A 23,696-nucleotide genomic window follows, 5' to 3' on the forward strand; every position below is an offset into this window, starting at 1 on the left:
AACGGCAGCCCTGATGTCTGGCTGCGCGCCTACAGGCCGCTGTGCTGGAGCAGCACCAGCACCAGCAGCAGCGCGGCCTCCAGCAGCTCATTCAGCGCACCGTATACGTCGCCGGTGAGCCCGCCGAGCCGGCGGCTGGCCCGGCGCGCGGCCAGGGTGCCGCAAGCATACGCCGCGCCCGGCACCAGCAGCGCCGCGGCCAGATGCAGCGGCCAGGCTGCTGCACCGGGGCCGCTTAACGCCAGCGGCACCCCGGCCGCGGCCAGCGTAAGCAGCGCGGCCAGCGCCAGCGCGCGCCGCTCCTGCACGGCCGCCAGCCCCGCGAAGCTGGCGGCCAGGCCATCATCGCCGCGGGCGATTGGCAGGCGGGCCATGGCCCGCACCATGAACCAGCGGCTCCACACCGGCGGCAGCAGGAGCAGCGGCAGCGCGGTATAACCGCTGCCCGGGATCCATGCCGCCAGCAGGGAAGCCTTCAGCAGGAGCAGCAGCACACAGGCGAGTACGCCCATCGCGCCCACGCGGCTGTCCTTCATGATCTCCAGCATCCGTTCGCGGGAGCGGTGGCTGAGCAGTCCGTCGGCGGTGTCCATCCAGCCGTCGAGATGCAGCCCGCCCGTCAACAGCACCCACAGGATCAGGGTGATCACAGCAGCGGGCAGCGGCGGAAGCAGCAGCCCTGACAAGGCAGCGGCCGCTGCCACGCACAGCCCGATAGCTGCGCCTACCAGCGGGTAGTAGACTACGCTGCGGTGCAGCAGCTCCCTGGAGAAGCCGGGATCGCCGGGAACCGGGAACCGGGACAGGAACTGAAAGGCGGCAGCCACCGCATCCCTGCGCCTGATCACAGCTTGTACTCCCGGCTCTTCAGCTCCACGGGAATCCCGGCCGTCACCAGAAACACCTGCGCGCACTCCCGGGCCAGCAGCGCGTTCATCCGCCCGGCCAGATCACGGTACAGCCGTCCGAGGGCATACTCGGGCACAATCCCGTCACCCACTTCATTGGTAACGAGCACTAAAGTGCCCCGGAAAGCCTGCACACTCTGCACCAGCCTGCTTATCTCCCGCTCCACAAGCTCCTGTCTGTCAGCCTCCGCTTCCACGGACAGCAATACATTCGACAGCCATAACGTCAGGCAGTCTACCAGCACCGCTTGGCCTTTGGCGTTGACCTCTCCACCAGAGAGCCGTGCCAGCAGCTCCGGTACATCAAGCGGCTCCTCCAAAGTCGCCCAGGGGTAACCTGCGGCCTCCCGCTGCTCCCGATGCAAAGCAATCCGCTGCTTCATCTCTGCGTCAAAAGCTTGTCCGGTAGCCACATATACCGCTTCCCCTGCCAGCTTCATCGTCAACTTCTCGGCAAAGCCGCTCTTGCCGCTGCGCGCACCGCCTGTCACAAGGATGCTCATGCTTCAGCCGCGCCGGAAATGCCGGCACTCTCAAACGTCGCCATCTCGCTCATTATCCGGCACACCGCTTCAATGAGATGCAGACACAACACGCCTCCAGTGCCTTCCCCCAGCCGCAGGCCGAGGTCCAGCAGCGGCTCCAGTCCAAGACGTTCAAGCATCAGCTTGTGGCCCTGCTCACCGGAGACATGCGACGCGATCAGATAAGCCCTCGCTTCCGGTGCCAGTGCCGTGGCCACCATTGCCGCCGCGCCGGAGATGAACCCGTCCAGGATGACGGGGGTCTGTAAGGCCGCCGCACCGAGAATCAGCCCGGCCAGACCGGCGATCTCAAGTCCGCCTACCTTGGCCAGCACATCGAGCGGGTCGGCGGCATCCGGACGGTTCACGCGCAGCGCCCGTTCCACCACGACGGTCTTGCGGGCGAGCCGTTCATCGTCGATCCCGGTTCCCCGGCCAACTGCGGCCTCTGCGGACAGACCTTCCAGCGCGCAGAGCACAGCCGCACTGGCCGTCGTATTGCCGATCCCCATCTCACCTGTGACAAAGATGTCCGTACCGCTCTTGACCGCTTCCTGCGCAATCTGCACACCAGCCAGCACCGTACGCCCCGCATCCTCGCGGCTCATCGCCGGTCCCTGCGCCATGTTGTCCGTCCCCCGGCGGATCTTGCGGTTCACGAGCAAGGGATGCTCAATCTCCCCGTTCATGCCGATATCGACAAGCTTCACTTCGGCTCCGGCCTGACGGGCCAGCACATTCACTCCGGCCCCGCCGCCGAGAAAGTTATGGGCCATTTGCAGTGTAACTTCCTGCGGAAAAGCACTGACCCCTTCGCAGCACACGCCATGGTCTGCAGCCATCACCACCACCGTGCGCTTGGTATACTCCGGCTGCGGCCGGGCCGATATCCCGGCCAGCCGTACAGCAAGCGCCTCAAGCCGCCCGAGGCTTCCGGGCGGCTTGGTCAGACTGTTCAGGCGGAGCTCCGCCTGCCGAATGGACTCCTCAACCGGCGATGCGATTTGTCCCGCTGCTTCCAATATAGTAGTTAACATCATCCATCCTCCTCTTCTCCGGCTTCTTCAACTTTGGATTATAGGGGAAAGACACTTATTTAACAATTAGATTTTGACCTTCATGAAAGCTTCCATCCGTTCCAGCGCTTCGGTCAGCTTCTGGGTGGACACTGCATACGAACAGCGGAGATACCCCTCACCGCCTGCCCCGAACACATGGCCCGGAACGGCAGCAACACCGGATTCCTTCAGCAGCTGCACAGCAAATTCCCCGGAACTGAGTCCGGTATGGGCGATGCGGGGAAAGGCATAAAAGGCGCCCTCCGGCTGATGGCAAGGCAACCCGATCGAGCGGAAGCCTTCTACAAGCAACTCCCGGCGCTGACGGAATATTTCCTTCATCGCTTCCTTGTGCTCAAGCCCGTTTTGCAAAGATTCGATCGCCGCAATCTGCCCCAGCACCGGTGCACACATCGCCGTGTACTGATGGATTTTGAGCATCGCCGCAATCAGCTCCCGGCCGCCACAGGCATAACCTACACGCCATCCGGTCATTGCAAACGCCTTGGAGAAACCGCTGATGACAATGGTCCGCTCCAGCATGCCCGGCAGAGAGGCAATGCTGACATGCTTGCGGTCATAGGTCAGCTCCGCATAAATTTCATCGGAGATAACAATCAGATTATTCTGCTTGACAATCTCGGCGATCGGCAGCCAGTCTTCATAAGTCATTACCGCGCCTGTCGGATTATTCGGAAAATTGACCATCAGCAGCTTGGAACGCGGGGTAATCACTTTCAGGAGTGCCTCCGCCGTAAGCTTAAAGCCCTCTTCCGCGGAAGACTCCACCTCCACCATAACTCCGCCATTCAGGTGCCCAATAGGGGAGTAAGCAATATAACTCGGAGAAGGCAGGATGACTTCATCCCCCGGAGCGATGAATGACCGCAGCGCCAGATCCACAGCTTCACTGCTGCCCACAGTAACCAGCACCTCATGCCCCGGATCATAACTAAGCTCAAAGCTTGCGTGCAGATAGCCGGCAATTTCCTCCCGCAGCTTGGGCAGACCCGCATTCGGTGTATACATCGTCTCGCCCCGGTTCAGCGCCTCTATGCATACTGCCCGGACATGCTCCGGTGTCACAAAATCCGGTTCCCCTACGCCCAGCGAGATCATCTCACTGTTGCCAGCACTCAGCTCAAAAAATGCCCGGATGCCCGAAGGCGGAATCTCCCGCACCCGCGGGGCAATCAGCTTATCCAGCATATACCGTCTCCCCTTTCTCCTGCCCGCGCAACGAAAGCGAGCTCTCAATAATCCGGTCGAGCAACCCGCCGAAGGTCAGCCCTGCCGCCTGTGCGCTTCTCGGAAGCAGACTGGTCTTTGTCATTCCGGGCAGTGTGTTCACTTCCAGCACGACTGGAACGCCATCCTGCAGCAGCATATCCACACGGGCATATACGCTGCATTTCAGTGCTTTCCATGAGGCCAGAGCCGCAACACGTACCCGCGCCTCTACCTCTGGCGGCAAAACGATAACCTGCTCGATCGCCCCGCCTTCCTCATATTTAGCCGTATAATCGAACCACTCGGCGCCTGCCGCAGCAATTCCGATAATCGGCAGCAGCTCCCCCTCCAGGAGAGAGCAGGTGATTTCCTGTCCCGTTGTGAACCGTTCGATCAGGACCGCCCCATCAGGATCACTGGCAAAAGCCTGCAGCACCGCAGCCCTCAAGTCCGCCGGATCATTCACCTTGGCCATCCCGATGCTGGAGCCGCCTGAGTTTGGCTTCACCATCACCGGATAGCCCAGCCGCTGCACAGCTTCCGGCGAATAGTCATCCATGCTGTCCCAGCAGAGCCATTCGGGCGTAAGCACACCATCGCTGCGCAGTATTTTTTTGGACATATCCTTATTCATGCATAGGCTGCTCGACAAAACGCCACTTCCTGTATAGGGAATCCCCAGTGTCTCCAGCGTCCCCTGCACCGTGCCATCCTCGCCGTACGTCCCATGCAGCGCCAGGAGCGCAAGATCCAGCCCCTTCACCTGCTCTATCCAATCCTCCCGGTTGCTGATTACAATCGGAGTTACCTCATATTTACGCGAATCCAGATGGTTCAGCATTTCCCGGCCCGTTCTCAGGGACACCTCGGCTTCGAGGGAAATCCCTCCCATAATCACACCTATCTTCATCTAAAAGCACCCCTTTATCCCATAAGTTGCCGTGTCGCTGCCCGGCCAATAATCTGAATCCCCTTGCGGATCTCCGCATCCCGAACCCTGGAGAACCCAAGCCGCATCGTATGCTGCCCGCCGCCATCGGTATAGAACTGATCGCCCGGTGTAAATATAACCCCCTGCGCACGGCAGGCTTCCAGCAGCTCCCTCGTCTTGAACCCTTCCGCAAACGCCACAAACAGATGTAGTCCGCCGTCCCCCGACAGCGCCGTATACGGCAGAAATTCCTTGCAGCACGCCAGGGTCAGCTCGTATTTCCGTTTATATTCGGCCCGCGCCTTTTTCAAATATTTCTCCAGATTCCCGTTATGCAAATATTGATACAAAATGGATTGATCCAGCGTTGAAGTATGAATCGTCCGCGCCCGCTTAAGGCTCTCCAGATAATAGATCAGCTCTTCATCCGCCACCACCCAGCCGACCCGCAGGCCCGGGAACAGCACTTTGGAGAAACTGCCCAGGTAGATCACACTGTTGCCTGCACCCGCCGTAGCTATCAGCGGCGAGACATGCGACCCCGAATAGCGCAGCTCTTCATTAAAACCGTCCTCAATCACCGGAATATCATAACCCGCCATCAGCTTCATCAGCCCTTGCCTTTTCTCGGGTGACATGACAATTCCCGTCGGATTATGGTACGAAGGCACGAAATAGGCGCAATCATATTCTCCTTCAGCCAATGCCTGTTCCAGCTCACCGAGATGAATCCCGTCCCGTTCCATCGTAATCCCTGTAATCCCAAAGCCATGCAGCTTCAGGTTCTTGATTGCCGTATGATGCGTCGGATTCTCACAAAGCACCGAGCCGTGTCTATGATCAAGTGCGGACAGCACCAGATCGAGCCCTTCCGTGAACCCGTTCGTGATCAGCATATCTTTGCCCTTCATGTCCACGCCCTTGTGCTCCAGATAAAGCCGCAAATAGTCCATTAATGGCTTATACCCCTTGGCGTAACCATAGTTCAGCAGCACATTGCCTTCCACCGCCATGCGGTCCATGAAGGCTCTTTTCACGTTATCCAGATCGAACAGACTCTCATCCGGTGCGATACTGGTAAAAGAAATCGTCCCTTTCTCGGCGCGAATCCCGCGCTTCATCAGATCCAGCTCCTCCGCCAGCCTGGCGTGCCCGCTCAGATGGTCCTGCCAGTTCATCGGCCGCGAAGCTACGGTCACACTGCCAGGCGTGGTCATCGCCACAAAATTGCCTTGGCCCGGCACCGCATAAGCGAAGCCGTCGTCCTCAAGCCCGGCGTAGGCAGCAATAATGGAGTTGCGGCTTACTTTAAGCAAAGTGCTGAGCTCTCTGGTGGAGGGCAGCTTTTGGCCGCCCTGAAGAGCGCTTTTTATAATTAAATGTTTCATGTAATCCTGTACTTGGATATATACCGGCCGTCCGGCAATGAGCTTAAAGTCCTTGAACATGCTATCCATCGCCCCCATAGCTATCATGGCACAGTCCGCCGGGTAAAAAAAGAACCACAGCCCCGGATTATTCTTCCGGCTGTGGTTCCTGGGTTCCCTAACGGCTAACGCTCAGCATCAATTTTTGCCTGCTGCACTCTTGAGTATAAACTTGGTCCGCTGCTTGATGGACAACCTGCGGTTGTTGATTAGCGGCGATTTCCAGAACTGTGTCCACACCCACCATCCCAGATTGCGGGAGCGGCTGCAGACCAGATACCATTTCTGGGCCAGCTGATTGGTAAAGGCAGGCTCGGCATATATTTCCTTCGCACGGTTGGCAGCCTGGAGCTTCATCAGCCAGGTATGGCAGCTCTCAATGAATGCCCTGTCCGGCGTAAAGGGCCAGGGTTCAAAGTTGAACCTCCGGTGCGTGTCAATCTCCGCTTCCGCTGGCTCAATCCCAAGTCTTTTTAGATAAGGAATGAACACCTTACGGTTGTTGAAGCTCTGCTCGTCTTCATAGAGACGGCTGACACTGTTATCGTTGAGCCGGTAGTGCAGCAGAATTTCCTGGAGATTATGCAGCTTGTGCTCCATGCTGATATGCGACCAGAACTCCCAGTCTTCGACATGGGTATACTGGGGATCATAACGAAGCGCGGGGTCCTCCAGAATGCTGCGGCGCACCGTCACGCCGGGGTGGGAGATGCAGTTCTCAAACAGCAGCCGGGCTTTGATCTCCTCATGGGTCATTGGAAATTTCCAGATGTGGCCGGCATTCTCGCCGATCATATCCGCCCAGCAGCCGCAGACTGCAATCCCGGGATTCGCGTCGAGAAAAGCCACCTGCCGCTCAAGCCGCTGCGGCACACTGATATCGTCCGCATCCATCCGCGCCAAATAAGTGCCTCTGGCCAGCCCGATCCCTTTGTTCAAGGTCGCAATCAGCCTAAGGTTCTGTTCGTTATGTACCAGTCTGATCCGCTCGTCCTTGTAGGACTCGATAATCTCTACCGTCCGATCCTTCGAGGCATCGTTGATGATCAGAAACTCAAAATCGGCAAATGTCTGATTCAGGATGCTCTCGATCGCTTCCGCCAGGTACTTTTCTCCATTGTAGACAGGCATCAGTACAGTGACTGCCGGTTCCTTCTTCATCCCAAATCTCCTTTGCGGCTGTAGATAAGAAACTGTCTCCTATGAAAGATTCTTTTCTGAAAGCCAAATTGATTAGTTTCATCTTATCTAGTCGCCAGAGTACCGAGCAACCTGCGGAAGTAGGGGAGACGCTAATACTTTAGTATACTGTCAGCCGCCGGCAGCCGCAGAGTGCCACTTCCCTCCTTGCCATATCAGCACCCGTTCAAGCTTCTGCTTTGCGCTTGTGTCCAACATCTTTCATGCTTATCCTCCCGTCCATAGCCAGGCCGCCGCTGCACAAAAACTCACGAACAAAGTAGAGCACAGCAGCATCAAGCGGGAAGCAAGGATGATATCCTCCGGCTCCATCGTCCGCAGCGGCTCGCCCATATACGCCCGAAAGGAAGCCACTCCGTGATAGACATTGTAACCGCCCAGCCGGATACCCAGCGCCCCGGCAACAGCCGATTCCGGGTAGCCGCTGTTGGGGCTGGGGTGCCGGCGGGCATCGCGGCGTACCGTAAGCAGGCAGTTGCGATAGTCCAGCCGCAGCAGCCATGCACACAGGGTTAGCAGGAGCGCGGTAATCCGCGCCGGTATGTAATTGGCGACGTCATCCAGCCTGGCGGATGCCCAGCCGAGGTCACGGTATTTGTCATTTTTGTAGCCAACCATGGAGTCAAGCGTATTCACGGCCCGGTAAGCCATGGCCAGCGGCGCCCCGCCAAGAAGCGCATACAGGAGCGGGGATATAATGGCATCGACGATATTCTCTGCCACGGTCTCGACGGTGCCGCGCACCATTTCCGGACTGTCCAGAGCCGCCGTATCCCGGCCGACGATCATGCCAAGCGCTTTGCGCGCAGCCGGAATGTCTCCCTTGCGCAGTTCGCTGTACACCGCCATTCCGGCATCCCGCAGCCCTTTGGCGGCAATCGTCGTCGAAATCAGCCAAGCCTCGGCGATCCAGACGAGCCAGGGGGACATCAACGACAAACTCCACAGGAGTAGTGCCGTTACACCCCAGGCTCCGCCTGCTACAATCAGCGGCAGCAGCACACCGGCCCGCCGCAAGCTGCGCGGCTGTGTCCACCGGCGGCGGATTCCCCGTTCCACCGCGGCAATGACTTTCCCCATCCCTACCACAGGGTGGGGAAGCCGGCGCGGGTCGCCCACCAGCCGGTCAATCACATAGGCTGCCAGCAGAATCCATGCCGTCACCACAGCAGCCTACCCTGGCGCATTCTACAGATAGCGGCATTCATCAGCTACCCTTCCCTGCCTGCACCGACTTAAGGCTGCCCGTCACGGCACCGTAGACCAGCCTGCCGATGGCGCCCCCGAGATCGGTGGCTGTTCCGGCGTATACATGCTCTGCGCCATACCGCCCGCTCTGGCTTACGGCCAGCACCATGGCATCCGTAGTTGTGCCAGTAGCCATCAGGCCATTCTCGGGATCGGTGATGCCGAGATCAGCCAAGGCTGCAGCTTTGGCCTCCGCCGCTGTCAGCATGGCGTTGACCATTGCCGCAGGATTCAGGCGGCCATCGATGCCCAGCATGATGTTGATCGTGCCGGGGCGGTAGGCTGCCAGCACGCTGCGCAACACCCCTGCACGGGCCGCATTGCCCGCAGCGGCGGTGACGCAGCAGAAGATGGCCGCCGAACCGGTGTCCTCTTCCGCAACTGCCGCATGCACAAGCGGCACTGCCGTCATCAGCCCGGCACTGCCTGCAGCCGCATATCCCCATTCCTGCAGCTTATGCTCCATGTCGCGGACCGGATTGCTGCATTCATAGTCGCGGCTCACAAACTGATTGACCACCTGCTTCAGGCGGCCCATTCCACCGCCATAGACCGCACTCGACAAGCCATCTGCTTCGGCCGGAAACTCCAGCAGCAGATGGTCTTCCTTCAGCTCCAGGGTCAAGCCCGCCCATACTGCGGACCGATAAACCGCTCCGCCCGTTTGTTGCATAAAAGGCAATCTCACTTCGCTCATCCGTTACTCCACCTCTCGAACCGTCGTTTGTTGCCCAAAGGGGCTATTCCTCACCTTTACACTATACACTGCAAAAAGTGCAGCAGAACAAGCTCTATTGGGCTGAAAATAGCAAAACGCTTCATTTTGTACACCAGAATTTTGTAAAACCTCGGTATGAGCAGGTTTTCTGCTCTTTCCACTGCACAAAATGCAGCAGAATGATCTTCGACACAATTTCCCGCCGGTTTTACTGCACAAAATACACTAGAATCAAAAGTTGCTCTTTGTTGCTCGAACTCACTCACTCACTCACTCACTTACTCTTACCTACTCATACTTACTCTCTCGTTACTCTCACTTACTCTCACTTACTCTCACTTACTCTCACTTACTCTCACTTACTCTCACTACTCTCACTTACTCTCACTTACTCTCACTACTCTCACTACTCTCACTACTCTCACACATATTCCCTACTACTCTCCCGCCGATTTCACGATTTTCCCGGCCAGAGCCATCTTCCTTAACCCTATTCTGTCATACCCGCCTTCAGGATTTCCCCCATGCGCTGCAAAAGTACGGCATTGTCCTCGGGGCCTTTGACAGCGACCCGGATATGGCCCGCTTCCAGGCCGGGGTACATGGCGCAACTACGAACCAGGATGCCGCTGCGGCCCATCCGGTCCTGCAGCTCCGCCGCAGTCCACGGCGAGGGCAGGCTGCACAGCAGAAAGTTGGCTTCGCCCGGCGGCACCTTGCAGCCAAGTTCCAGCAGCCCCGAGCGCAGCGACTCGCGCTCGGCCGTTATAAGCGAACGCGTCCGCCGCTCATATGCAGCTCCGCTGAGCAGGCAGGCTTCGCCGGCAAGCAGGGCCAGCGCGTTCACGCTCCACGTGACCTGCTTGCCGGTCATCGCGGCGGCCAGCGCCGGATGCGCGACTGTATAGCCAAGCCGCAGTCCCGGGATGGCGTAGAATTTCGTCATTGAGCGCACCAGCACCGTGTGCGGAAACCGCGCAAGCTCCGGCAGCAGCGATTGCCGCCGCCCAGGGTCAATAAAGTCAATAAAAGCTTCATCTACTGCCAGGTAAGTGCCCGTCCGTTCCGCCTGCTCCGCCAATTGCGTCAGCTCCTCCACGGCATACTGTACCCCGTTCGGATTGTTCGGCTGGCCGAGGAACAGCAAATCCACCTGCTCCAGCAGTGCAGCAAGGTCTTCCACATTTGCCTTATAGTCTCTCGCACTGGCTCCCTGTACAGATTTCACCACAGCCCCAAACTGCTCCGCAAGCTGGCGGTATTCGGAGAAACACGGCTCTGCGATGCCGACCGTACGCGGCCCCACCGCCAGCAGCAGCAGTGCCATCGACTCCGCGGCGCCATTGCCGACGGTCAGCCAGTCGGCACCCGTGCCCGTATGCTCGGCCAGCATCCGCTTGAGACGGCGGTGTCCGGGGTCCGGGTAGGCGGTCACCGCCGGCAGCAGTTCGCGCAGGCTCTCCAGTACACCCGGCGGCGGCCCGAGCGGGTTGATATTCGCGCTGAAGTCCAGGAAAATGCCGCTGTGTCCGCCATGGCCTCCGTGCCCATCTTGGCTTTCCTTGCCGCTTTTACTCCCATAGAGTTCCGCTGCCGTCAGCAAATCACCGCCATGGCCGTATTTTTCCAGCATCATGCCCCTCCTTATTTTGCTGCCTTGTTTTAGGTAAACTATTGCCCTCATTATTGCCCCTATGCCGGATCAACGTCAATGCTTTACGTCGAAAGCGCGGCGCTGGAGCCGGATTCCAGCGGTTTGGCAGTATATGTAGCTGTACTTTGGCTTTTGTTTATTCCTCCCTTTTGGTTTAAAATAAAAGCTGTATTCCATATAAGTTGCAACGGAGGAATTTGAATATGCTTTTTATCGATAACACCGGAATCACAGACCCGTCCATCAATCTCGCGATTGAAGAATATGCCCTGAAACATCTGCCGATGGACGACAGCTATCTGCTTTTTTATATCAACAGTCCGTCTATAATTATCGGCAAACACCAGAATACCATCGAAGAAATCAACCAGGAGTACGTCAAGGACAACAACATCCAGGTGGTGCGGCGGTTGTCCGGCGGCGGTGCCGTCTATCATGATCTCGGCAATCTCAATTTCAGCTTTATTACCAAGGACGACGGGCAGTCGTTCCATAATTTCTTGAAATTCACGCAGCCGGTCATCGACTATTTGCAGAGCATGGGGGTTAATGCCGAGCTTAGCGGGCGCAACGATCTGCAGGTCGGCGAGCAAAAAATATCCGGGAATGCCCAGTTCTCCACGCGCGGACGCATGTTCAGCCACGGCACCCTGATGTTTGATCTCAATCTGGACGATGTGCAGGCTTCGCTTAATGTAAATCCGGAGAAATTCAAATCGAAGAGCACCAAATCGGTACGCAGCCGGGTAGCCAACATTAAAGAGCTGCTCGGAACCGACATGACCATCGAGGAATTCCGCAACGGACTGCTGCGTTCCATCTTCGGCATGGAGCCCTCCGAGGTGCCGCAGTACAAGCTGGAGCAGGACGACTGGGTAACGATCAATGCAATCTCCAAGGAGCATTACCAGAATTGGGATTGGAACTATGGCCTCTCACCAAAAAGCAATGTGAAGCATACCCGCAAATTCCCGGCAGGGCTGATTGATATCCGGATGGATATTGAAGATTCCCTGATTAAGGACATCAAAATCTACGGCGATTTCTTTGGAGTCGGCGATGTGGTGGACGTGGAGAATGCACTGCGCGGCAAACGTTATGAGCAGGTCGAAGTCAGACAAGCCCTCGCGGATCTGGAACTGGGGCATTACTTCGGGCGCATTGAGCCGGAGGACTTTATCGGACTGATCTTTCTGGAGGAATAGGTTGTCCCAAGATATACAAAAGGCTTTCTGCTGCTGCTAGGCAACGGAAAGCATTTTGTGATTCTGGAGCATCTGATAAAAGCGGAGTTGCCTCATATTCTTGAGGCAGCTTGGCTTGTTTACTGTTCTACACCCATGAAGATAACACAAAGGCATAGAGGACCAGCACAAGCGTGAGCATAATGCAGATATTCTCCACGGCGCCGCCTTTTTTGGTCCCGGTGCTCATCAGCTTGAAACGCAGCTTGAAGGGCAGCGGCGGCAGTGGTGTGATTCCGCGCTGAGTCAGTGAATCAGCCAGCAGATGGAGCGCATAGGACATGCCTCCGGCAATCCATAAGCTGTCCCCGTCCTGCATGCCTGCTGAAGCGAAATACAAAAGCGCCCCCCAACCGGCAACGCTGTATAGCGTATGCGTCAGACCGCGGTGCGGCACAATCGATGACACCACAAGCACACAGGCAGCGATAACATTCCAGGGATCGTAAGCCTCCGCAAAGGCAAACAGCCCCAGGGCAATCAGCAGCATGACGAGATGACGCAGTCTTCTGTCCGGCAGGAAGGAGACACTGCCTACCAGCAGCGACAAGGCAATATTCCAGGGAGGCTCGGCAACCCCGGCAAAATAAAGATAAATAGCCGCTCCGATCAGAGCTGCCTGCAGCCCCTTGAGCAGGAACTCGGGAATGGCCTTGCGGACCAGCAGCGAGTTCGGCTCATCAATATCCGGCAGCAAGGCGCTTACTACTGTCACGGCCACAGCCGGGATGGTAATTTCATGCCCCAGCAAATGCATAACCGACAGGGTAACCCCGGTGCTGATTATTAAATGGGATTTGCCCATCATCGTGCAACCGCTCCTTTCTGGATGTCAAACAAGAACATATGTACGGTTATCGTAGTATACCAAGGCATTCCTTTTTTGTCCAGCGCGAGGGAAGATGTATTCTTTAAAATGAAGACATGCCGGCCAGTTGTGGCTTGTCCTCCCCCCTGATTTAGGATACAATTTGGTCAACTTGAACTTAAGCCAGGGAAAGGATGACCGGTGTGAACCGCTTGCGTATCGCCGATTTCAGCTTGCTGCTGGTAGCGATGATGTGGGGCTGCCCTGCTGCTGGCTTTGCGGAGGTATTATGGGCACTGCTCATCTCCACCCGGGCCAACGAGTGCGTTTGCCTTTTGGATTCAGACCGCCTGCCAGAAATACACCACACCTTCACGGGTCGCCATTATTTATGCTATGGAGCCGGTATTTGCCGCACTAACGGGCCTCACTTTTGGCGGGGAGACGCTGGGAGTTTCCGCTCTTCTGGGCTGTGGCTGCATACTGGCCGCGATGCTTCTGGCGGAACTGGGGCCGGGTCCGCTCACCCCCGGGCGGCGCCGTGTGTATAAACAGGATCGCTTTTTTATCTTCCATCTATTTAGAAAGAAATAAGGAGAGAACTCACGTATGTACAAACTGATCGCTATTGATATCGACGACACCCTGATTAATGACAATAAGGAAGTAACCCCTGCTACCCAGACAGCTCTCGAACAGGCAGTCGCCGCCGGCGTGGTTGTCACCCTTGCCACAGGCCGTGCTTATTCCTCCGCTCAAGCCATTGCCCGCCAGACCGGACTTAACGTGCCGATTATTACATATCAAGGGGCGCTCGTGAAGAATCTGCTGGATGAAAAGGTACTGTATGAGCGTTATGTGCCGCAGGATGCGGTGAGCAAGCTGTTCGATTACTGCATTGAGCATAATTTGCACTTGCAGACCTATATTGACGATAAGCTGTATGCCCGCGAAGAGAACCAGAAGCTGATCGACTATGCAGCCCTGAACAAAACCCGGTATTATCTTGAGCCTGACTGGAAAAAGCTTGTGCCGCAACAAACGCCGAAGATGCTGATTATCGATGAGCCTGATTTCCTTGACGAGCTCGCTCCTATTCTGCGCGATTTGCTGGGGGATTCCGTGCATATTACCAAATCGAAACCTTATTTCCTTGAGATCATGCACCATGAAGGAACCAAAGGCCTCGCACTTGAGTTCCTCGCCGGCCATTTCGGCTGTGACCTGTCCGAGACTATCGCTGTAGGCGATTCCTGGAATGACCATGAGATGCTTGAGGCTGCGGGACTTGGCATCGCTATGGAGAACGCCATCCCTGCCTTGAAGGAAATCGCCGATTTCGTTACGCTCAGCAATAATGAGGACGGCGTCAAGTATGCCATTGACAAGTTCATTCTGCAAACGGCCGGAGAACAGGCGTAAGCAGACCTGCACAACAGCCAGTTTAGCTTAAGTCTTATTGAGTCAGATCTTTCAAACACAATTACATTCTGGATCAAAGTCGCAATTCTCCGGTTATTGGGGATTGCGGCTTTTTGGGTCAGTCCTCATTGTTTCCTATGCCTTCAATGAAACGGGCGGTACAACCGCCGCCGATACCGTAACCCTGAACGGAACTACTGGGATTCTCTATGCCGATGGCCTGGAGGCCGCACGCAATTCAGCCATGAGTCAGACACCGGCCAGCCTGGGCAGCTCTCCGCTGATTTACATCGGCACATCCCAATGGAATGACCCTTACCTGAGCGGGCAGATCGATGACTTCGCATCTACAACCGGGCATTAAGTGCTGCTGAAATCGCAGCCTTGGCCCAATAAAGGTACCACCCGCTCTAAGTCTCCAGCCCTGCTGATAGAGGAATGGTCACGGTCACTACTGTTCCTCTTTCTTCTTCCGATTCCAGCTGCAGCGAGGCCTCAGTCCCGTACATAAGCGCAAGCCGTTTCCGGATATTACGGATGCCAATGCCGTCGTAATCCTGGGCAAGCAACGCTTCCAGCTGCTCCCTTGACATGCCCTTGCCGTTGTCGGCAACGGAGAAACAGAGTCTCTGGCCGCACATCCGCCCGGAGATCGTAATCATACCCTCCTTGGTAACGGCAGCCATACTGTGAATGATCGCATTCTCGACGATCGGCTGCAGAAACAGCTTCGGCACGACAGTATCCAGCGGCAGCTCCTCCAGCTCATATTTGACTTCAAATACGCCCGCATAACGGTTCTCCATAATATGGGTATAGCTCTGCAGCCAGAGCAGATCATCCCCCAGGCTAACCTTCTCCTGACCATTGTTGACGGTATACTGCAGCATCGTCGAGAGACTGACGATCATCCTGCTGATGGCCCGTTCATCCCGCTCAATCGCCATCCAGTTGATAATGTTCAGGGTGTTGTACAGAAAATGCGGGTTCAGCTGCAGATTCAAAGCCAGCATCTCTGCCTCTTTCTCACGCCGGGTGCTCTCGTAATTCTCCTGCAGCAGCTCCACAATTTTTTCATTCATTTGGTTGTATTTCTTGATAAGAATACGGAATTCCAGTTGGGACTGATCGGGGATCTTGGTCGAGAAATCACCTGCTCCGGTAAGCTGAATAGCCGCCATCATCCTTTTAATCGGTTTGGTCAACCGGTCGGAGATCACATAAGAGATCCCTATCGACAACAGGATCAGCGCCAAGGCTGTCAGCAGGTCAGTATACCGCACCAACGGCAGATTGCGCAGCAGCTGCTGATAGGGTACTGCATACACGGTGACCCAGCCGGTCACTTCTGACACAGCGTAGCCCATCAGGACATCCTCTTGGCCATCCTTTACAATGGAAGTGCCAGAGGGCTGCCGGAATTCCCGATACCACCCATTCTTGTCACTATGACCAAGCTGGCTGCTGTCGGGATGGGTTACGATCTGCCCTTCTTTGGAGACTACGTAGAAATAGGAGCCCGCAGCCGCATCAGCCTGCTCCCCGTTCTGGCGGTAATACTCCTCGTGGAAATTAATCAGCAGGACCGGACGCTCCACATGAGCCGGCCAAGTGCGGCTCATCCCGTCAATAATCGGAGAACTGTTAATAACCCGTCCGATGGAGAATATCATCCGCAGCTTCGCATCCATACCCGATAGTTCCGGCTGATTGAAGACCCTTGTCATGTCATAGGTCGGAATCCAGACCAGACTGCCCTGACTCTCTACAATCCGCTCATGGATGTAGGAACCGGTAAATCCGCCCGACGGTACGGAGATAAAAGGGGAGCTGGAAGTGTAGCCTGTATTCCCAAGGCCGAAGCTGTAGTAGCTTGTGACCAGCTGGGGGATGTAGAGGTCCTGCTCCTTCCTGAAATATTTGCTGAGGAGCGCTGAAGCCTCCCGGTCCATCTTCAGCAGCTCATAATCATCCTGCGGCTGCTCCCGGTCAAACAATCTGTACAGATCGGGATCGGAAATCAGCGCAATTGTCCGCTCTTCAATTTGTCTGAGCATCAGATCGCTGATTTCATTTTTCTTTTGGACAACCTCCAGGATGCCGTCTTTGGCATTGCTGATAATAATTTCCGAGCTGGTCTTATAATTAATCATAATGTTGATGATGGAAGGGATCGTAATCAACAGCACAAAAAACAGGATCAGCTTGCTCCTGAATTTCATGTTTTTCCATAGATTGTTCACTCTGCGGATTCCGCCTTGCTGCGGGCCAGAGAACGGTATTCCTCGGGAGTGAGGCCAAATTCTTTTTTGAATACCCGGTTGAAATACTTCACATCCCGGTAGCCCAGCTGGTGGGCGACCGTATACACCTTGTCACTGGATGCAGCCAGCAGCTCCTTGGCCTTGCTCAGCCGGAGTCCTGTCACATATTGGCTGAAGGTGATATTTAGCTTGCTTTTGAAATAATGACAGAAATAGCTGGGGTTGAAATGAAAGGCCTCGGCTACCGATTCCAGGGACAGCTCCTCCGTGTAATGCTGGTTAATATAATCCAGGCAGCGGGCCATCAGCCCGTCTTTCCTGTCTCTCCGCGCCTCCTGCAGAGCCTCGGTAATCTCCACCAGAAACACCTCTACCGAAGCCGCCAGCTCTGTAAGTCCTCCATAGCCCGGATGGAGGGTGCTGATTCGGTTAAGTAGTTCCCTGCGGGCCTCCGGCTGCAAGAGCTCCAGATCATGCACCACCTTGAATGCCAGCTGCCGGATATTGCGGGCCAGCTCCACCGGGAGCGGGAGACCGCCACCCGCCAGCATTCTGGAGAGCAGGGCTGCCGAAGCTTCCGCAGCTCCTTTGCCATGACCGGAACCGTTGACCGCTTCGGTTATTAGTGCCTCCAGCCTCAGGGCAGGTGTAAGCCGCCGCTGCGGATCGATCCGGGAGCGTTCAGCCAGATATACCCTGCTCTCCCCCGGCCGGGCATAAAAACCTTCCATGACCGCATGGCGCGCCTCCGTATAGGCAGCGGGCGCAGTGGCAAGCAGGCGGGGGCTCCAGCGGCTGATGCCGACAGAGACTCCGGGTGCATTCAGCTGCCGGAGCAGTTCCTCCTGCGGATAAACTTCGGACACGATAACGAATAACCGTTGATCCTGACGGGAATGGAAACCGGCAGCACGGCCGCAGGCACGGACCCGCGCCGTCAATATCTCCTGCACCGCTGGGGGACATTCTGCAGCGCCTTCCAGGCAAGCTACTATCAGGCAGCCCCCATCCCCGCGGAAGCCCAGGAGTCCGGCAATTTCAGCGAGGCCAGCGGTATCGGCGGAGCCGGAGGGGGGCTGCTCGATCCAGTCATTCAGCAGCCGGTGGTTGTAAGCAGGCTCAGCGGCGTTTAATCTCGCGGCCAGCTGCTCACGCGCAAGCAGAGAGTCCAGCTCCTGCTCCAGACTTTTTTCCGTTTTCTCCAATACGCTCATAAATTTATCCACATCCAGCGGCTTCAGCACATATTCAAAGGACCCCAGGCTCATCGCCTTCTGCGCATAATCAAAATGATTGTAGCCGCTTAAATAAATGACTCTGCGCGGGGTGGCTCCCGGTGATAATTGCTCCATGAAATGCAGACCATCCATCACCGGCATCCGAATATCGGAAATGATGATCTGGAAGCTGTAGCGGCTGCATTCCTCCAGGGCTTCCCGGCCGTTCCTGGCGGTATGGATCCCGTAGTCCGGGCGGATTCTCTTCAGCATTCTGGAGAGACCCGTCAGATGCCCCGGTTCATCATCCACAAGCAGTACATTGTACATGACCCCGTCCCTCCTGCTCTGCTTTATCCAAATGTGCGTTTCCTAAGAGTTTCCTGTGATCCGATTTCCGGATACCCTCATAGTAGTAGACGGTTACAGGCTTTGCAATCAGAGAATTTGCCGAAATCGCGGTCTGTGCCTACCCTTTGATTCCCGTCATGGCAATCCCCTCGATAAAATGCTTCTGGGCGATCAGAAACACAATCAGCGACGGAATGACAATCACTGTAGTTGCCGCCATCATCAGATTCCATTGTGCGGAATAGGAGCCCTGGAACAAGGTAAGCCCCTGCATCAGCGTGTAGTTTTTCTCGGAAGTAATGAAGGCCAGGGGGCCGAGATAGTCATTCCAATTGGCCAGAAAGGTCAATAATCCGATCACAATCATGGCCTGCTTGGCGAGCGGCAGAATAATCTGCCCGTAAATCCGGAAATGTCCCGCTCCGTCCACCTTCGCAGCTTCATCCAGCTCACGCGGAATGCTGAAAAAGAATTGGCGCAGCAGAAAGATATTAAAAACACCCCCGCCAAACCACGCAGGCGCAACAAGCGGAGCAAACGTATCGGTTAAGTGCAGGGCGTTCCAGAACACATATTGCGGAATCATGACCACAAAAAAAGGTATCATCAGTCCGGTCAGAATGAACCCGAATACCTTATCCCGGCCCTTCCACTCGATGCGCGAGAAGCTGTAGGCACATACCGAGCTGGAGAACAGCACACCTACAACAGCCAGTACCGTAATTATTGTACTGTTCATAAAGAACCGGGCAAAGGGATAGGCCTCCAATGCTGCCTTGAAATTGTCCCAGCTTAGGCTTTTGGGAATCAATGCCGGAGGGATCTGGTACAAATCACCCATAGTAATCAGCGAGGTGCGTACCATCCAGAAGATCGGAAATAGACAAAACAAGCTGCCAATAACCAGTACAACATAAACTAACCCTTTCATCATCAAAGATTGCCGTTTCATGACTTCCCCCCTTTTCCTTCGTAATAAACGAATGATTTGGAGAAGAAGAAGATCACTGCCGTGAACAACGCGATAACCAGAAACAGCAGAACGGAAATTGCACTGGCACTGCCCATCCGGGAGGACTTGAAGCCTTCATTAAAAAGATACAGCACATAGAACAGGCTTTTGTTGTTGGGTCCGCCCTGTGTCATCACCGAAGGTTGCACAAAAGCCTGAAAACCGTTGATAAACGCAATGACCGTGTTGAAAAAAATAATGGAAGAGCTCATGGGAATCGTAATATAAAACAGCTTGTGGAACCGTCCACCGCCGTCGATCTCGATGGCATCGTAAAGATGTGCAGGGATGCCCTGCAGACCGGCCAGAAAAATCACGATTGTATTCCCAAGTGTCCAGAAGCTGAACAGGATCAGGGTCGGAACAACGGAGGTCGTATCCCCGAGCCACTGTGATGTCGGCAGATGGAGCAGCTCCAGCACATAGTTGACAATACCGAAATCAGGCTGAAGCAGCCACATCCAGACCATGGAGGAAGCAGCCAGCGGTATGATGACCGGCAGATAGAAAACTCCGCGGAAAAAAGCTCTGCCTTTAATCTTCTGATTCAGCAGCACCGCCATAAAAAAGGAGATCACAATCCCCAGCGGCACGCTGACAAAGACATAATAAAAGGTTGCGGTAACCGCAGGATAAAAGAACGGATCAGCTCCGCTGAAGAGTGTTTGATAGTTGGCGGTTCCGATCCACTTCGGCAGGGTCCCCACGCTATATGTGGTGAAGCTGAGATAAATACTGGCAACGATCGGAAACAGAACGAACAGCAAATAGCCTATAAGCACCGGCGAGGCGAACAGCAGCCCATAACGGAGCTCCTGGCCGGATTTCCGTTTACCTTTGGGCAGCGCTGCATAAGGCCCCGGCATGACAGGATTTGATTTCATGGCATTCCTCTCCAAACCTCTTGAAATGGGAGGGGTAGCCGCATCTTTGCCGGCTCCCCCGCGGATATCTGCTATTATGGCGTTACATCATACCGGCCCTGGATTTCCGGCTGAATCTTCGGCTCCAGCTCCTTCATCGCCTCAAGTGCGGTCTTCCGGCCCAGCCACACCTCATCCATACCGGAGAAAGTAATAGCGTTTATCTTGGAGAAGTTCTTGATATAGTAAGAACCGTTAGGCACACCATTCTCCAGCAAATTGTTCATCATCGCATCCTTGAAGCCGGCCGGATGCGCCGGGTTGTTCTCCGCCCATTTGGCGACAAGCTCAGGATCGGTATACCATTTGGTCATTGTAGGCATCCACAGCCCACCTTTGTACAGGTCAATGGAGCCTTCCGGATTCTCCAGAAATTTGGTCAGCATCCAGGCTTCCTTCTGGTGCTTGCTCGATTTATAAATGACCGAAGCCCCGCTGATGCCCATCGGCACACTGCGCTTCATTTTGGGCAATACACCGATGTCATAATTGACGTTCGCTGCGCCCAGATCCAGATTAATCCACTGTCCGTGCATCGACATAGCTGCCAGCTTCGATTGCAGGGCAACAGCTTGAGAAGGAATCGATTTCATCTGCACCGGCGAAGGAGCCACATGATACACATTGATCAAATCGGCAAGCCGCTGAATTGCCTCAGCCGCCTCAGGCTGGCTAAAGCCGAATTTGCCATCTTTTGTGATCCATTCGCCTTCATTGTTGATGACGGTAGCATGGACCGGCCCGTGCCAGGTTTCAAACGAAACTCCGAACTGCTTAATGTTGGTATGATCGAACTCGGGGTCCGCCGCATTTTTGCCGTTTTTGTCCAGCGTCAGCTGCTGGGCCACTTTAACGAATTCGTCCCAGCTCCAGGCCTCCTCCGGCTTGGCCGGCGGATATTCAACCTTCGCCTCATCGAACAGATCCTTATTGTAGAACAAGCCAAACGTCTCGCCAGCCGTACTGATGCCATAGGCAAAGTCTTCCGACGATTTAAACCAGATGTAGTCCAGGAAATCTTCACGTTTCAGTTCATCATCATTGTCCAGCAGCTCGAACAGATTGACGAATTTGCCGTCCTTCTGCCAGGGGTCGGCCAGCTCTCCGTGCATATAGCCCAGATCAGGTGCTTCATTTCCTGCGACCATCGCTGTTATCTTGGCATCATAATCTGCTTCCGGGATATGAATGGCATCTACCTTAATCTTCGGATATTTCTCAGTGAATTTCTGCGTTGCCTGCTCAATCGCCGCCTTTTCCTGCGGGCTGCCCCAGAATGTGAATTTCAGTGTCACCTCTTCCTGCGCTTCACCATCCGGCTTAGCTCCGGCGCTCCCTTCCGCAGCTTTTCCGTCCGTAGTCGCAGGTTCAGTGTTAGCCCCGTTAGATACGTTTCCGTTGCCGTTGCCGGAGCATCCGGAGAGCACCGTGGCCATGAGCAGAACCATCAGCATAAGCATTGACATTACCTGTTTGCGCCGTTTCACCCGCTTGTTTGACCCGAAGTCCCCGGCTTGCCCTCTTTGTCTGCCCTGCATCCTGCCTTCCCCTCCCCTTGCTTCTGAAGTTTGCCCCAATCCGCTAACCTCTTTGGTGTTCTTCATCATTAACCTCCCCTGACCTGTCGGCTGTATTTCCTTTGCTTAATCTCATAAAAGTGATTACGCTTACATTTTAAAATTCCAATATTTTTGTAATTGTGGATTATCTTTAGGTTTTACCGCAGATGAGTCCACAACCATGTAAAAGGGACGTCTCCCCGCCTAAATTACGGCGTAAGGGACGTCCCTTGTGCTGCACCCTCAATGTCCGAGGGGGATTGACATTCCTGTACGGGCCAGCGTTACTATATCCGGCAAAATATACGGCTTGCGGAAGTCCACATCATGCGACATATGCGTGTACACGACCTTGCGGGGCTTCACTTCTCCCAGCAGCTCGGCGGCTTCCGTCATATCGTACACAGAGCGGGTGGACAACTCCGCGGCTTCGTAATAGAAGCTTGTACCCAATACGAGCAGATCCGCTCCTTGCATATGCCGGGTTTCTTCCGGCCCAAGGGAGATGGAATCCGGACAGTAGACCCACGTGTACCCTGCTTTCTCCAGCCGGAAGGCATAGGAGTAGCCATTTTTGCCATGGCAGACTTTCCAGGTCGTGATCTTCCAATCATCCAGCACCACGCCCGCATCACAGGGAATCATCTCTATGTGGCTGCCGAGCCATGGATATTGCCGCAGAATCACCGGTATTACTTCCGCAGGTGCGTAGAGTTCCCCTTTATGTCCCATCCAGCGGCAGGCATCCGCCCATTCCGGCAGGCCGCCAATGTGGTCAAAATGGGCATGGGTCACCAGCAGCCGGCGCATCGTGCGAACCCCCTGCGCCTCCATTTGCCGCCGCCAATCCGGCCCGCAATCAATCACGAAAAAATCACTGCCGCTGTCTATAAGTACAGAGGAGCGCAGCCGGACATTAACGCCTTCTCCGCGGGCTTCCGTACATGTCGCACAGCTGCAATATACCCGCGGTACCCCCATTGCATCTCCGGTTCCCAGGAACACCAATGTATCCATAAGTCTCTCTCCTTTATTTCCTGTCGAAGTTGTCCAAGTCTTTTCATTATAGTGCAGAGACTGGTAAGATTACAAAATGGAAAGAATGCACAACGCTCATTCACCAGCCTGATCACAAATTCATCCGAACCCAGGAGGTTAGACCCGTGAAGCAAAACATTTACGATCATCCCTTATTTTTTGAACAATATGCCGCTCTGCGCAATACCGGAATCACCTATAATGATTTTATAGAACAACCAGCCATGAAATCTGCCCTGCCGGTTCTGGAGGGATTGCGAATCTTGGATTTAGGCTGCGGAACGGGTCAATTTGCAACATACTGTATCGAGAACGGAGCCTCCAGTGTGACCGGCGTCGACATCTCCAGTAACATGATTGAGCAGGCTAACAGAGAGAACAAACATGAACGGATAGAATATATCAACATGCCCATAGAAGATCTGGAGCTGCCTCCCGGGCAATTCGATCTCATTGTCAGTTCTTTGGCGGTCCATTATATAGAAAATTATGATGGTTTCGTGGAGAAGGCCAGCGGACTTTTGCGGCAAGAGGGCTCATTTATACTTTCGACGGAGCATCCCATCGTGACAGCCCGCAGAGAAATGAACAACTGGATCCACGATGAGGCCGGGAACAGACTGCACTGGGCACTGGATGATTATCAGGAAGAAGGCATACGGGAGCAGCACTGGTATATTGATGGAGTGATCAAGTACCATCGTACCCTCTCCACCTTGATTAACACGCTTATCGCCCATGGACTTGTACTGGAAAAAGTGATTGAACCACAATCCATCCCTGCCGGGCTGGAGCTTATGCCTGGACTAAGCAACGAAAGGCGCAAACCAAGCTTCATCCTTCTTAAATCAGGCAAAAAGTAACCCCCACCGCAAGAAGAAACGGCTTCGCCGTCCTCTGGAAGAGGAGGGTATCCGTTTATATTTTCACAAAAAGACCGTTCCTCTGCAGAAAATTCTG

Annotated in this window: 23 protein-coding genes and 1 pseudogene; 5 read left to right on the plus strand and 19 right to left on the minus strand. The window is 55.1% G+C overall.

Annotation, left to right across the window (positions count from 1 at the left end; all coding sequences use genetic code 11):
- Positions 1 to 29: 29 nt before the first annotated feature.
- The 11 genes from cobS to IEY53_RS14395 form a co-directional block, all read right to left on the minus strand.
- Positions 30 to 848, minus strand: coding sequence for an adenosylcobinamide-GDP ribazoletransferase (gene cobS, locus IEY53_RS14345; RefSeq protein WP_189025972.1), 819 nt, complete (start codon positions 846 to 848; stop codon positions 30 to 32).
- Positions 845 to 1,411 carry a bifunctional adenosylcobinamide kinase/adenosylcobinamide-phosphate guanylyltransferase gene (gene cobU / locus IEY53_RS14350; protein WP_189025974.1) on the minus strand — a complete coding sequence of 189 codons (567 nt, stop codon included), beginning with the start codon at positions 1,409 to 1,411 and terminating at the stop codon, positions 845 to 847. Before cobU ends, cobS begins: the two co-directional genes overlap by 4 nt.
- On the minus strand, positions 1,408 to 2,469 hold the full coding sequence (gene cobT / locus IEY53_RS14355; protein WP_189025976.1) for a nicotinate-nucleotide--dimethylbenzimidazole phosphoribosyltransferase: 1,062 nt from the start codon (positions 2,467 to 2,469) through the stop codon (positions 1,408 to 1,410). Before cobT ends, cobU begins: the two co-directional genes overlap by 4 nt.
- Positions 2,470 to 2,535: 66 nt before the next feature.
- Positions 2,536 to 3,699 carry an aminotransferase class I/II-fold pyridoxal phosphate-dependent enzyme gene (locus tag IEY53_RS14360; RefSeq protein ID WP_189025977.1) on the minus strand — a complete coding sequence of 388 codons (1,164 nt, stop codon included), beginning with the start codon at positions 3,697 to 3,699 and terminating at the stop codon, positions 2,536 to 2,538.
- Entirely contained in the window at positions 3,689 to 4,630 is a 942-nt protein-coding gene (locus IEY53_RS14365; RefSeq protein WP_189025979.1) for a D-alanine--D-alanine ligase, read from the minus strand. The genes IEY53_RS14360 and IEY53_RS14365 overlap by 11 nt, the downstream gene beginning before the upstream one ends.
- Before the next feature lie 14 nt (positions 4,631 to 4,644).
- On the minus strand, positions 4,645 to 6,099 hold the full coding sequence (locus IEY53_RS14370) for an aminotransferase-like domain-containing protein (protein WP_189026042.1): 1,455 nt from the start codon (positions 6,097 to 6,099) through the stop codon (positions 4,645 to 4,647).
- Positions 6,100 to 6,216: 117 nt separating this feature from the next.
- A complete protein-coding gene (locus tag IEY53_RS14375; RefSeq protein ID WP_189025981.1) occupies positions 6,217 to 7,239 on the minus strand; it encodes a glycosyltransferase family 2 protein in 1,023 nt (340 codons plus the stop codon).
- A gap of 246 nt (positions 7,240 to 7,485) precedes the next feature.
- Entirely contained in the window at positions 7,486 to 8,445 is a 960-nt protein-coding gene (gene cbiB, locus IEY53_RS14380) for an adenosylcobinamide-phosphate synthase CbiB (RefSeq protein WP_189025983.1), read from the minus strand.
- Between the two features lie 40 nt (positions 8,446 to 8,485).
- Positions 8,486 to 9,223 (minus strand): adenosylcobinamide amidohydrolase, encoded by a 738-nt coding sequence (locus IEY53_RS14385; protein ID WP_189025984.1) that lies wholly within the window; start codon positions 9,221 to 9,223, stop codon positions 8,486 to 8,488.
- 56 nt (positions 9,224 to 9,279) lie between these two features.
- Entirely contained in the window at positions 9,280 to 9,510 is a 231-nt protein-coding gene (locus tag IEY53_RS14390) for a hypothetical protein (protein ID WP_189025986.1), read from the minus strand.
- A 224-nt stretch (positions 9,511 to 9,734) separates the two neighbouring features.
- Entirely contained in the window at positions 9,735 to 10,877 is a 1,143-nt protein-coding gene (locus tag IEY53_RS14395) for a pyridoxal phosphate-dependent aminotransferase (RefSeq protein WP_189025988.1), read from the minus strand.
- A 224-nt stretch (positions 10,878 to 11,101) separates the two neighbouring features.
- Here IEY53_RS14395 and lplA point away from each other — a divergent pair, with 224 nt between their 5' ends.
- Positions 11,102 to 12,103 carry a lipoate--protein ligase gene (lplA, locus tag IEY53_RS14400; protein ID WP_189025990.1) on the plus strand — a complete coding sequence of 334 codons (1,002 nt, stop codon included), beginning with the start codon at positions 11,102 to 11,104 and terminating at the stop codon, positions 12,101 to 12,103.
- Positions 12,104 to 12,230: 127 nt separating this feature from the next.
- On the opposite strand, the gene IEY53_RS14405 is transcribed toward lplA, so the two are convergent.
- On the minus strand, positions 12,231 to 12,950 hold the full coding sequence (locus IEY53_RS14405) for a metal-dependent hydrolase (protein WP_189025992.1): 720 nt from the start codon (positions 12,948 to 12,950) through the stop codon (positions 12,231 to 12,233).
- Positions 12,951 to 13,128: 178 nt separating this feature from the next.
- On the minus strand, positions 13,129 to 13,254 hold the full coding sequence (locus IEY53_RS35740; protein ID WP_268240773.1) for a hypothetical protein: 126 nt from the start codon (positions 13,252 to 13,254) through the stop codon (positions 13,129 to 13,131).
- On the opposite strand from IEY53_RS35740, the pseudogene IEY53_RS14410 reads away from it, so the two are divergent.
- The 3 genes and pseudogenes from IEY53_RS14410 to IEY53_RS14420 all read left to right on the plus strand — a co-directional run.
- A pseudogene (locus IEY53_RS14410) lies at positions 13,235 to 13,544 on the plus strand (EamA family transporter); the annotation flags it as partial. The gene IEY53_RS35740 and the pseudogene IEY53_RS14410 overlap by 20 nt on opposite strands.
- Positions 13,545 to 13,559: 15 nt before the next feature.
- Positions 13,560 to 14,372, plus strand: a complete 813-nt coding sequence (locus tag IEY53_RS14415; RefSeq protein ID WP_189025994.1) for a Cof-type HAD-IIB family hydrolase — start codon at positions 13,560 to 13,562, stop codon at positions 14,370 to 14,372.
- Positions 14,373 to 14,475: 103 nt separating this feature from the next.
- A complete protein-coding gene (locus IEY53_RS14420; protein WP_229696150.1) occupies positions 14,476 to 14,736 on the plus strand; it encodes a LamG-like jellyroll fold domain-containing protein in 261 nt (86 codons plus the stop codon).
- Positions 14,737 to 14,782: 46 nt separating this feature from the next.
- Here IEY53_RS14420 and IEY53_RS14425 read toward each other — a convergent pair whose 3' ends face one another.
- From IEY53_RS14425 to IEY53_RS14450, 6 genes are all read right to left on the minus strand, one after another.
- Positions 14,783 to 16,594: a sensor histidine kinase gene (locus IEY53_RS14425; protein WP_189025996.1), complete on the minus strand. Its 1,812-nt coding sequence runs from the start codon at positions 16,592 to 16,594 to the stop codon at positions 14,783 to 14,785.
- Positions 16,595 to 16,611: 17 nt separating this feature from the next.
- Positions 16,612 to 18,183, minus strand: coding sequence for a helix-turn-helix domain-containing protein (locus IEY53_RS14430; RefSeq protein ID WP_189025998.1), 1,572 nt, complete (start codon positions 18,181 to 18,183; stop codon positions 16,612 to 16,614).
- 139 nt (positions 18,184 to 18,322) lie between these two features.
- On the minus strand, positions 18,323 to 19,156 hold the full coding sequence (locus tag IEY53_RS14435; protein WP_189026000.1) for a carbohydrate ABC transporter permease: 834 nt from the start codon (positions 19,154 to 19,156) through the stop codon (positions 18,323 to 18,325).
- The gene (locus IEY53_RS14440) at positions 19,153 to 20,100 is read right to left on the minus strand and encodes a carbohydrate ABC transporter permease (RefSeq protein WP_229696151.1); all 948 of its coding nucleotides are present in this window, start codon (positions 20,098 to 20,100) and stop codon (positions 19,153 to 19,155) included. Before IEY53_RS14440 ends, IEY53_RS14435 begins: the two co-directional genes overlap by 4 nt.
- A 74-nt stretch (positions 20,101 to 20,174) precedes the next feature.
- A complete protein-coding gene (locus IEY53_RS14445) occupies positions 20,175 to 21,743 on the minus strand; it encodes an ABC transporter substrate-binding protein (RefSeq protein WP_229696152.1) in 1,569 nt (522 codons plus the stop codon).
- A 198-nt stretch (positions 21,744 to 21,941) separates the two neighbouring features.
- A complete protein-coding gene (locus tag IEY53_RS14450) occupies positions 21,942 to 22,715 on the minus strand; it encodes an MBL fold metallo-hydrolase (protein ID WP_189026001.1) in 774 nt (257 codons plus the stop codon).
- A 146-nt stretch (positions 22,716 to 22,861) separates the two neighbouring features.
- On the opposite strand from IEY53_RS14450, the gene IEY53_RS14455 reads away from it, so the two are divergent.
- The gene (locus tag IEY53_RS14455) at positions 22,862 to 23,599 is read left to right on the plus strand and encodes a class I SAM-dependent methyltransferase (protein ID WP_189026003.1); all 738 of its coding nucleotides are present in this window, start codon (positions 22,862 to 22,864) and stop codon (positions 23,597 to 23,599) included.
- Positions 23,600 to 23,696: the final 97 nt, after the last annotated feature.

The organism is Paenibacillus albidus, from assembly GCF_014644435.1.
GTDB lineage: Bacteria > Bacillota > Bacilli > Paenibacillales > Paenibacillaceae > Paenibacillus_AQ > Paenibacillus_AQ albidus.

Coding starts and splice junctions, on each gene's coding strand:
- IEY53_RS14435 (WP_189026000.1), bottom strand. CDS start 19,156: ATGAAACGGCAATCTTTGATGATGAAAGGGTTAGTTTATGTTGTACTG.
- lplA (WP_189025990.1), top strand. CDS start 11,102: ATGCTTTTTATCGATAACACCGGAATCACAGACCCGTCCATCAATCTC.
- IEY53_RS14405 (WP_189025992.1), bottom strand. CDS start 12,950: ATGATGGGCAAATCCCATTTAATAATCAGCACCGGGGTTACCCTGTCG.
- IEY53_RS14365 (WP_189025979.1), bottom strand. CDS start 4,630: ATGAAGATAGGTGTGATTATGGGAGGGATTTCCCTCGAAGCCGAGGTG.
- IEY53_RS14395 (WP_189025988.1), bottom strand. CDS start 10,877: ATGCTGGAAAAATACGGCCATGGCGGTGATTTGCTGACGGCAGCGGAA.
- IEY53_RS14375 (WP_189025981.1), bottom strand. CDS start 7,239: ATGAAGAAGGAACCGGCAGTCACTGTACTGATGCCTGTCTACAATGGA.
- cobT (WP_189025976.1), bottom strand. CDS start 2,469: ATGTTAACTACTATATTGGAAGCAGCGGGACAAATCGCATCGCCGGTT.
- IEY53_RS14385 (WP_189025984.1), bottom strand. CDS start 9,223: ATGAGCGAAGTGAGATTGCCTTTTATGCAACAAACGGGCGGAGCGGTT.
- IEY53_RS14445 (WP_229696152.1), bottom strand. CDS start 21,743: ATGAAGAACACCAAAGAGGTTAGCGGATTGGGGCAAACTTCAGAAGCA.
- IEY53_RS14425 (WP_189025996.1), bottom strand. CDS start 16,594: ATGAAATTCAGGAGCAAGCTGATCCTGTTTTTTGTGCTGTTGATTACG.
- IEY53_RS14370 (WP_189026042.1), bottom strand. CDS start 6,099: ATGTTCAAGGACTTTAAGCTCATTGCCGGACGGCCGGTATATATCCAA.
- IEY53_RS14450 (WP_189026001.1), bottom strand. CDS start 22,715: ATGGATACATTGGTGTTCCTGGGAACCGGAGATGCAATGGGGGTACCG.
- IEY53_RS14360 (WP_189025977.1), bottom strand. CDS start 3,699: ATGCTGGATAAGCTGATTGCCCCGCGGGTGCGGGAGATTCCGCCTTCG.
- IEY53_RS14415 (WP_189025994.1), top strand. CDS start 13,560: ATGTACAAACTGATCGCTATTGATATCGACGACACCCTGATTAATGAC.
- IEY53_RS35740 (WP_268240773.1), bottom strand. CDS start 13,254: ATGAGCAGTGCCCATAATACCTCCGCAAAGCCAGCAGCAGGGCAGCCC.
- IEY53_RS14440 (WP_229696151.1), bottom strand. CDS start 20,100: ATGAAATCAAATCCTGTCATGCCGGGGCCTTATGCAGCGCTGCCCAAA.
- IEY53_RS14430 (WP_189025998.1), bottom strand. CDS start 18,183: ATGTACAATGTACTGCTTGTGGATGATGAACCGGGGCATCTGACGGGT.
- cobU (WP_189025974.1), bottom strand. CDS start 1,411: ATGAGCATCCTTGTGACAGGCGGTGCGCGCAGCGGCAAGAGCGGCTTT.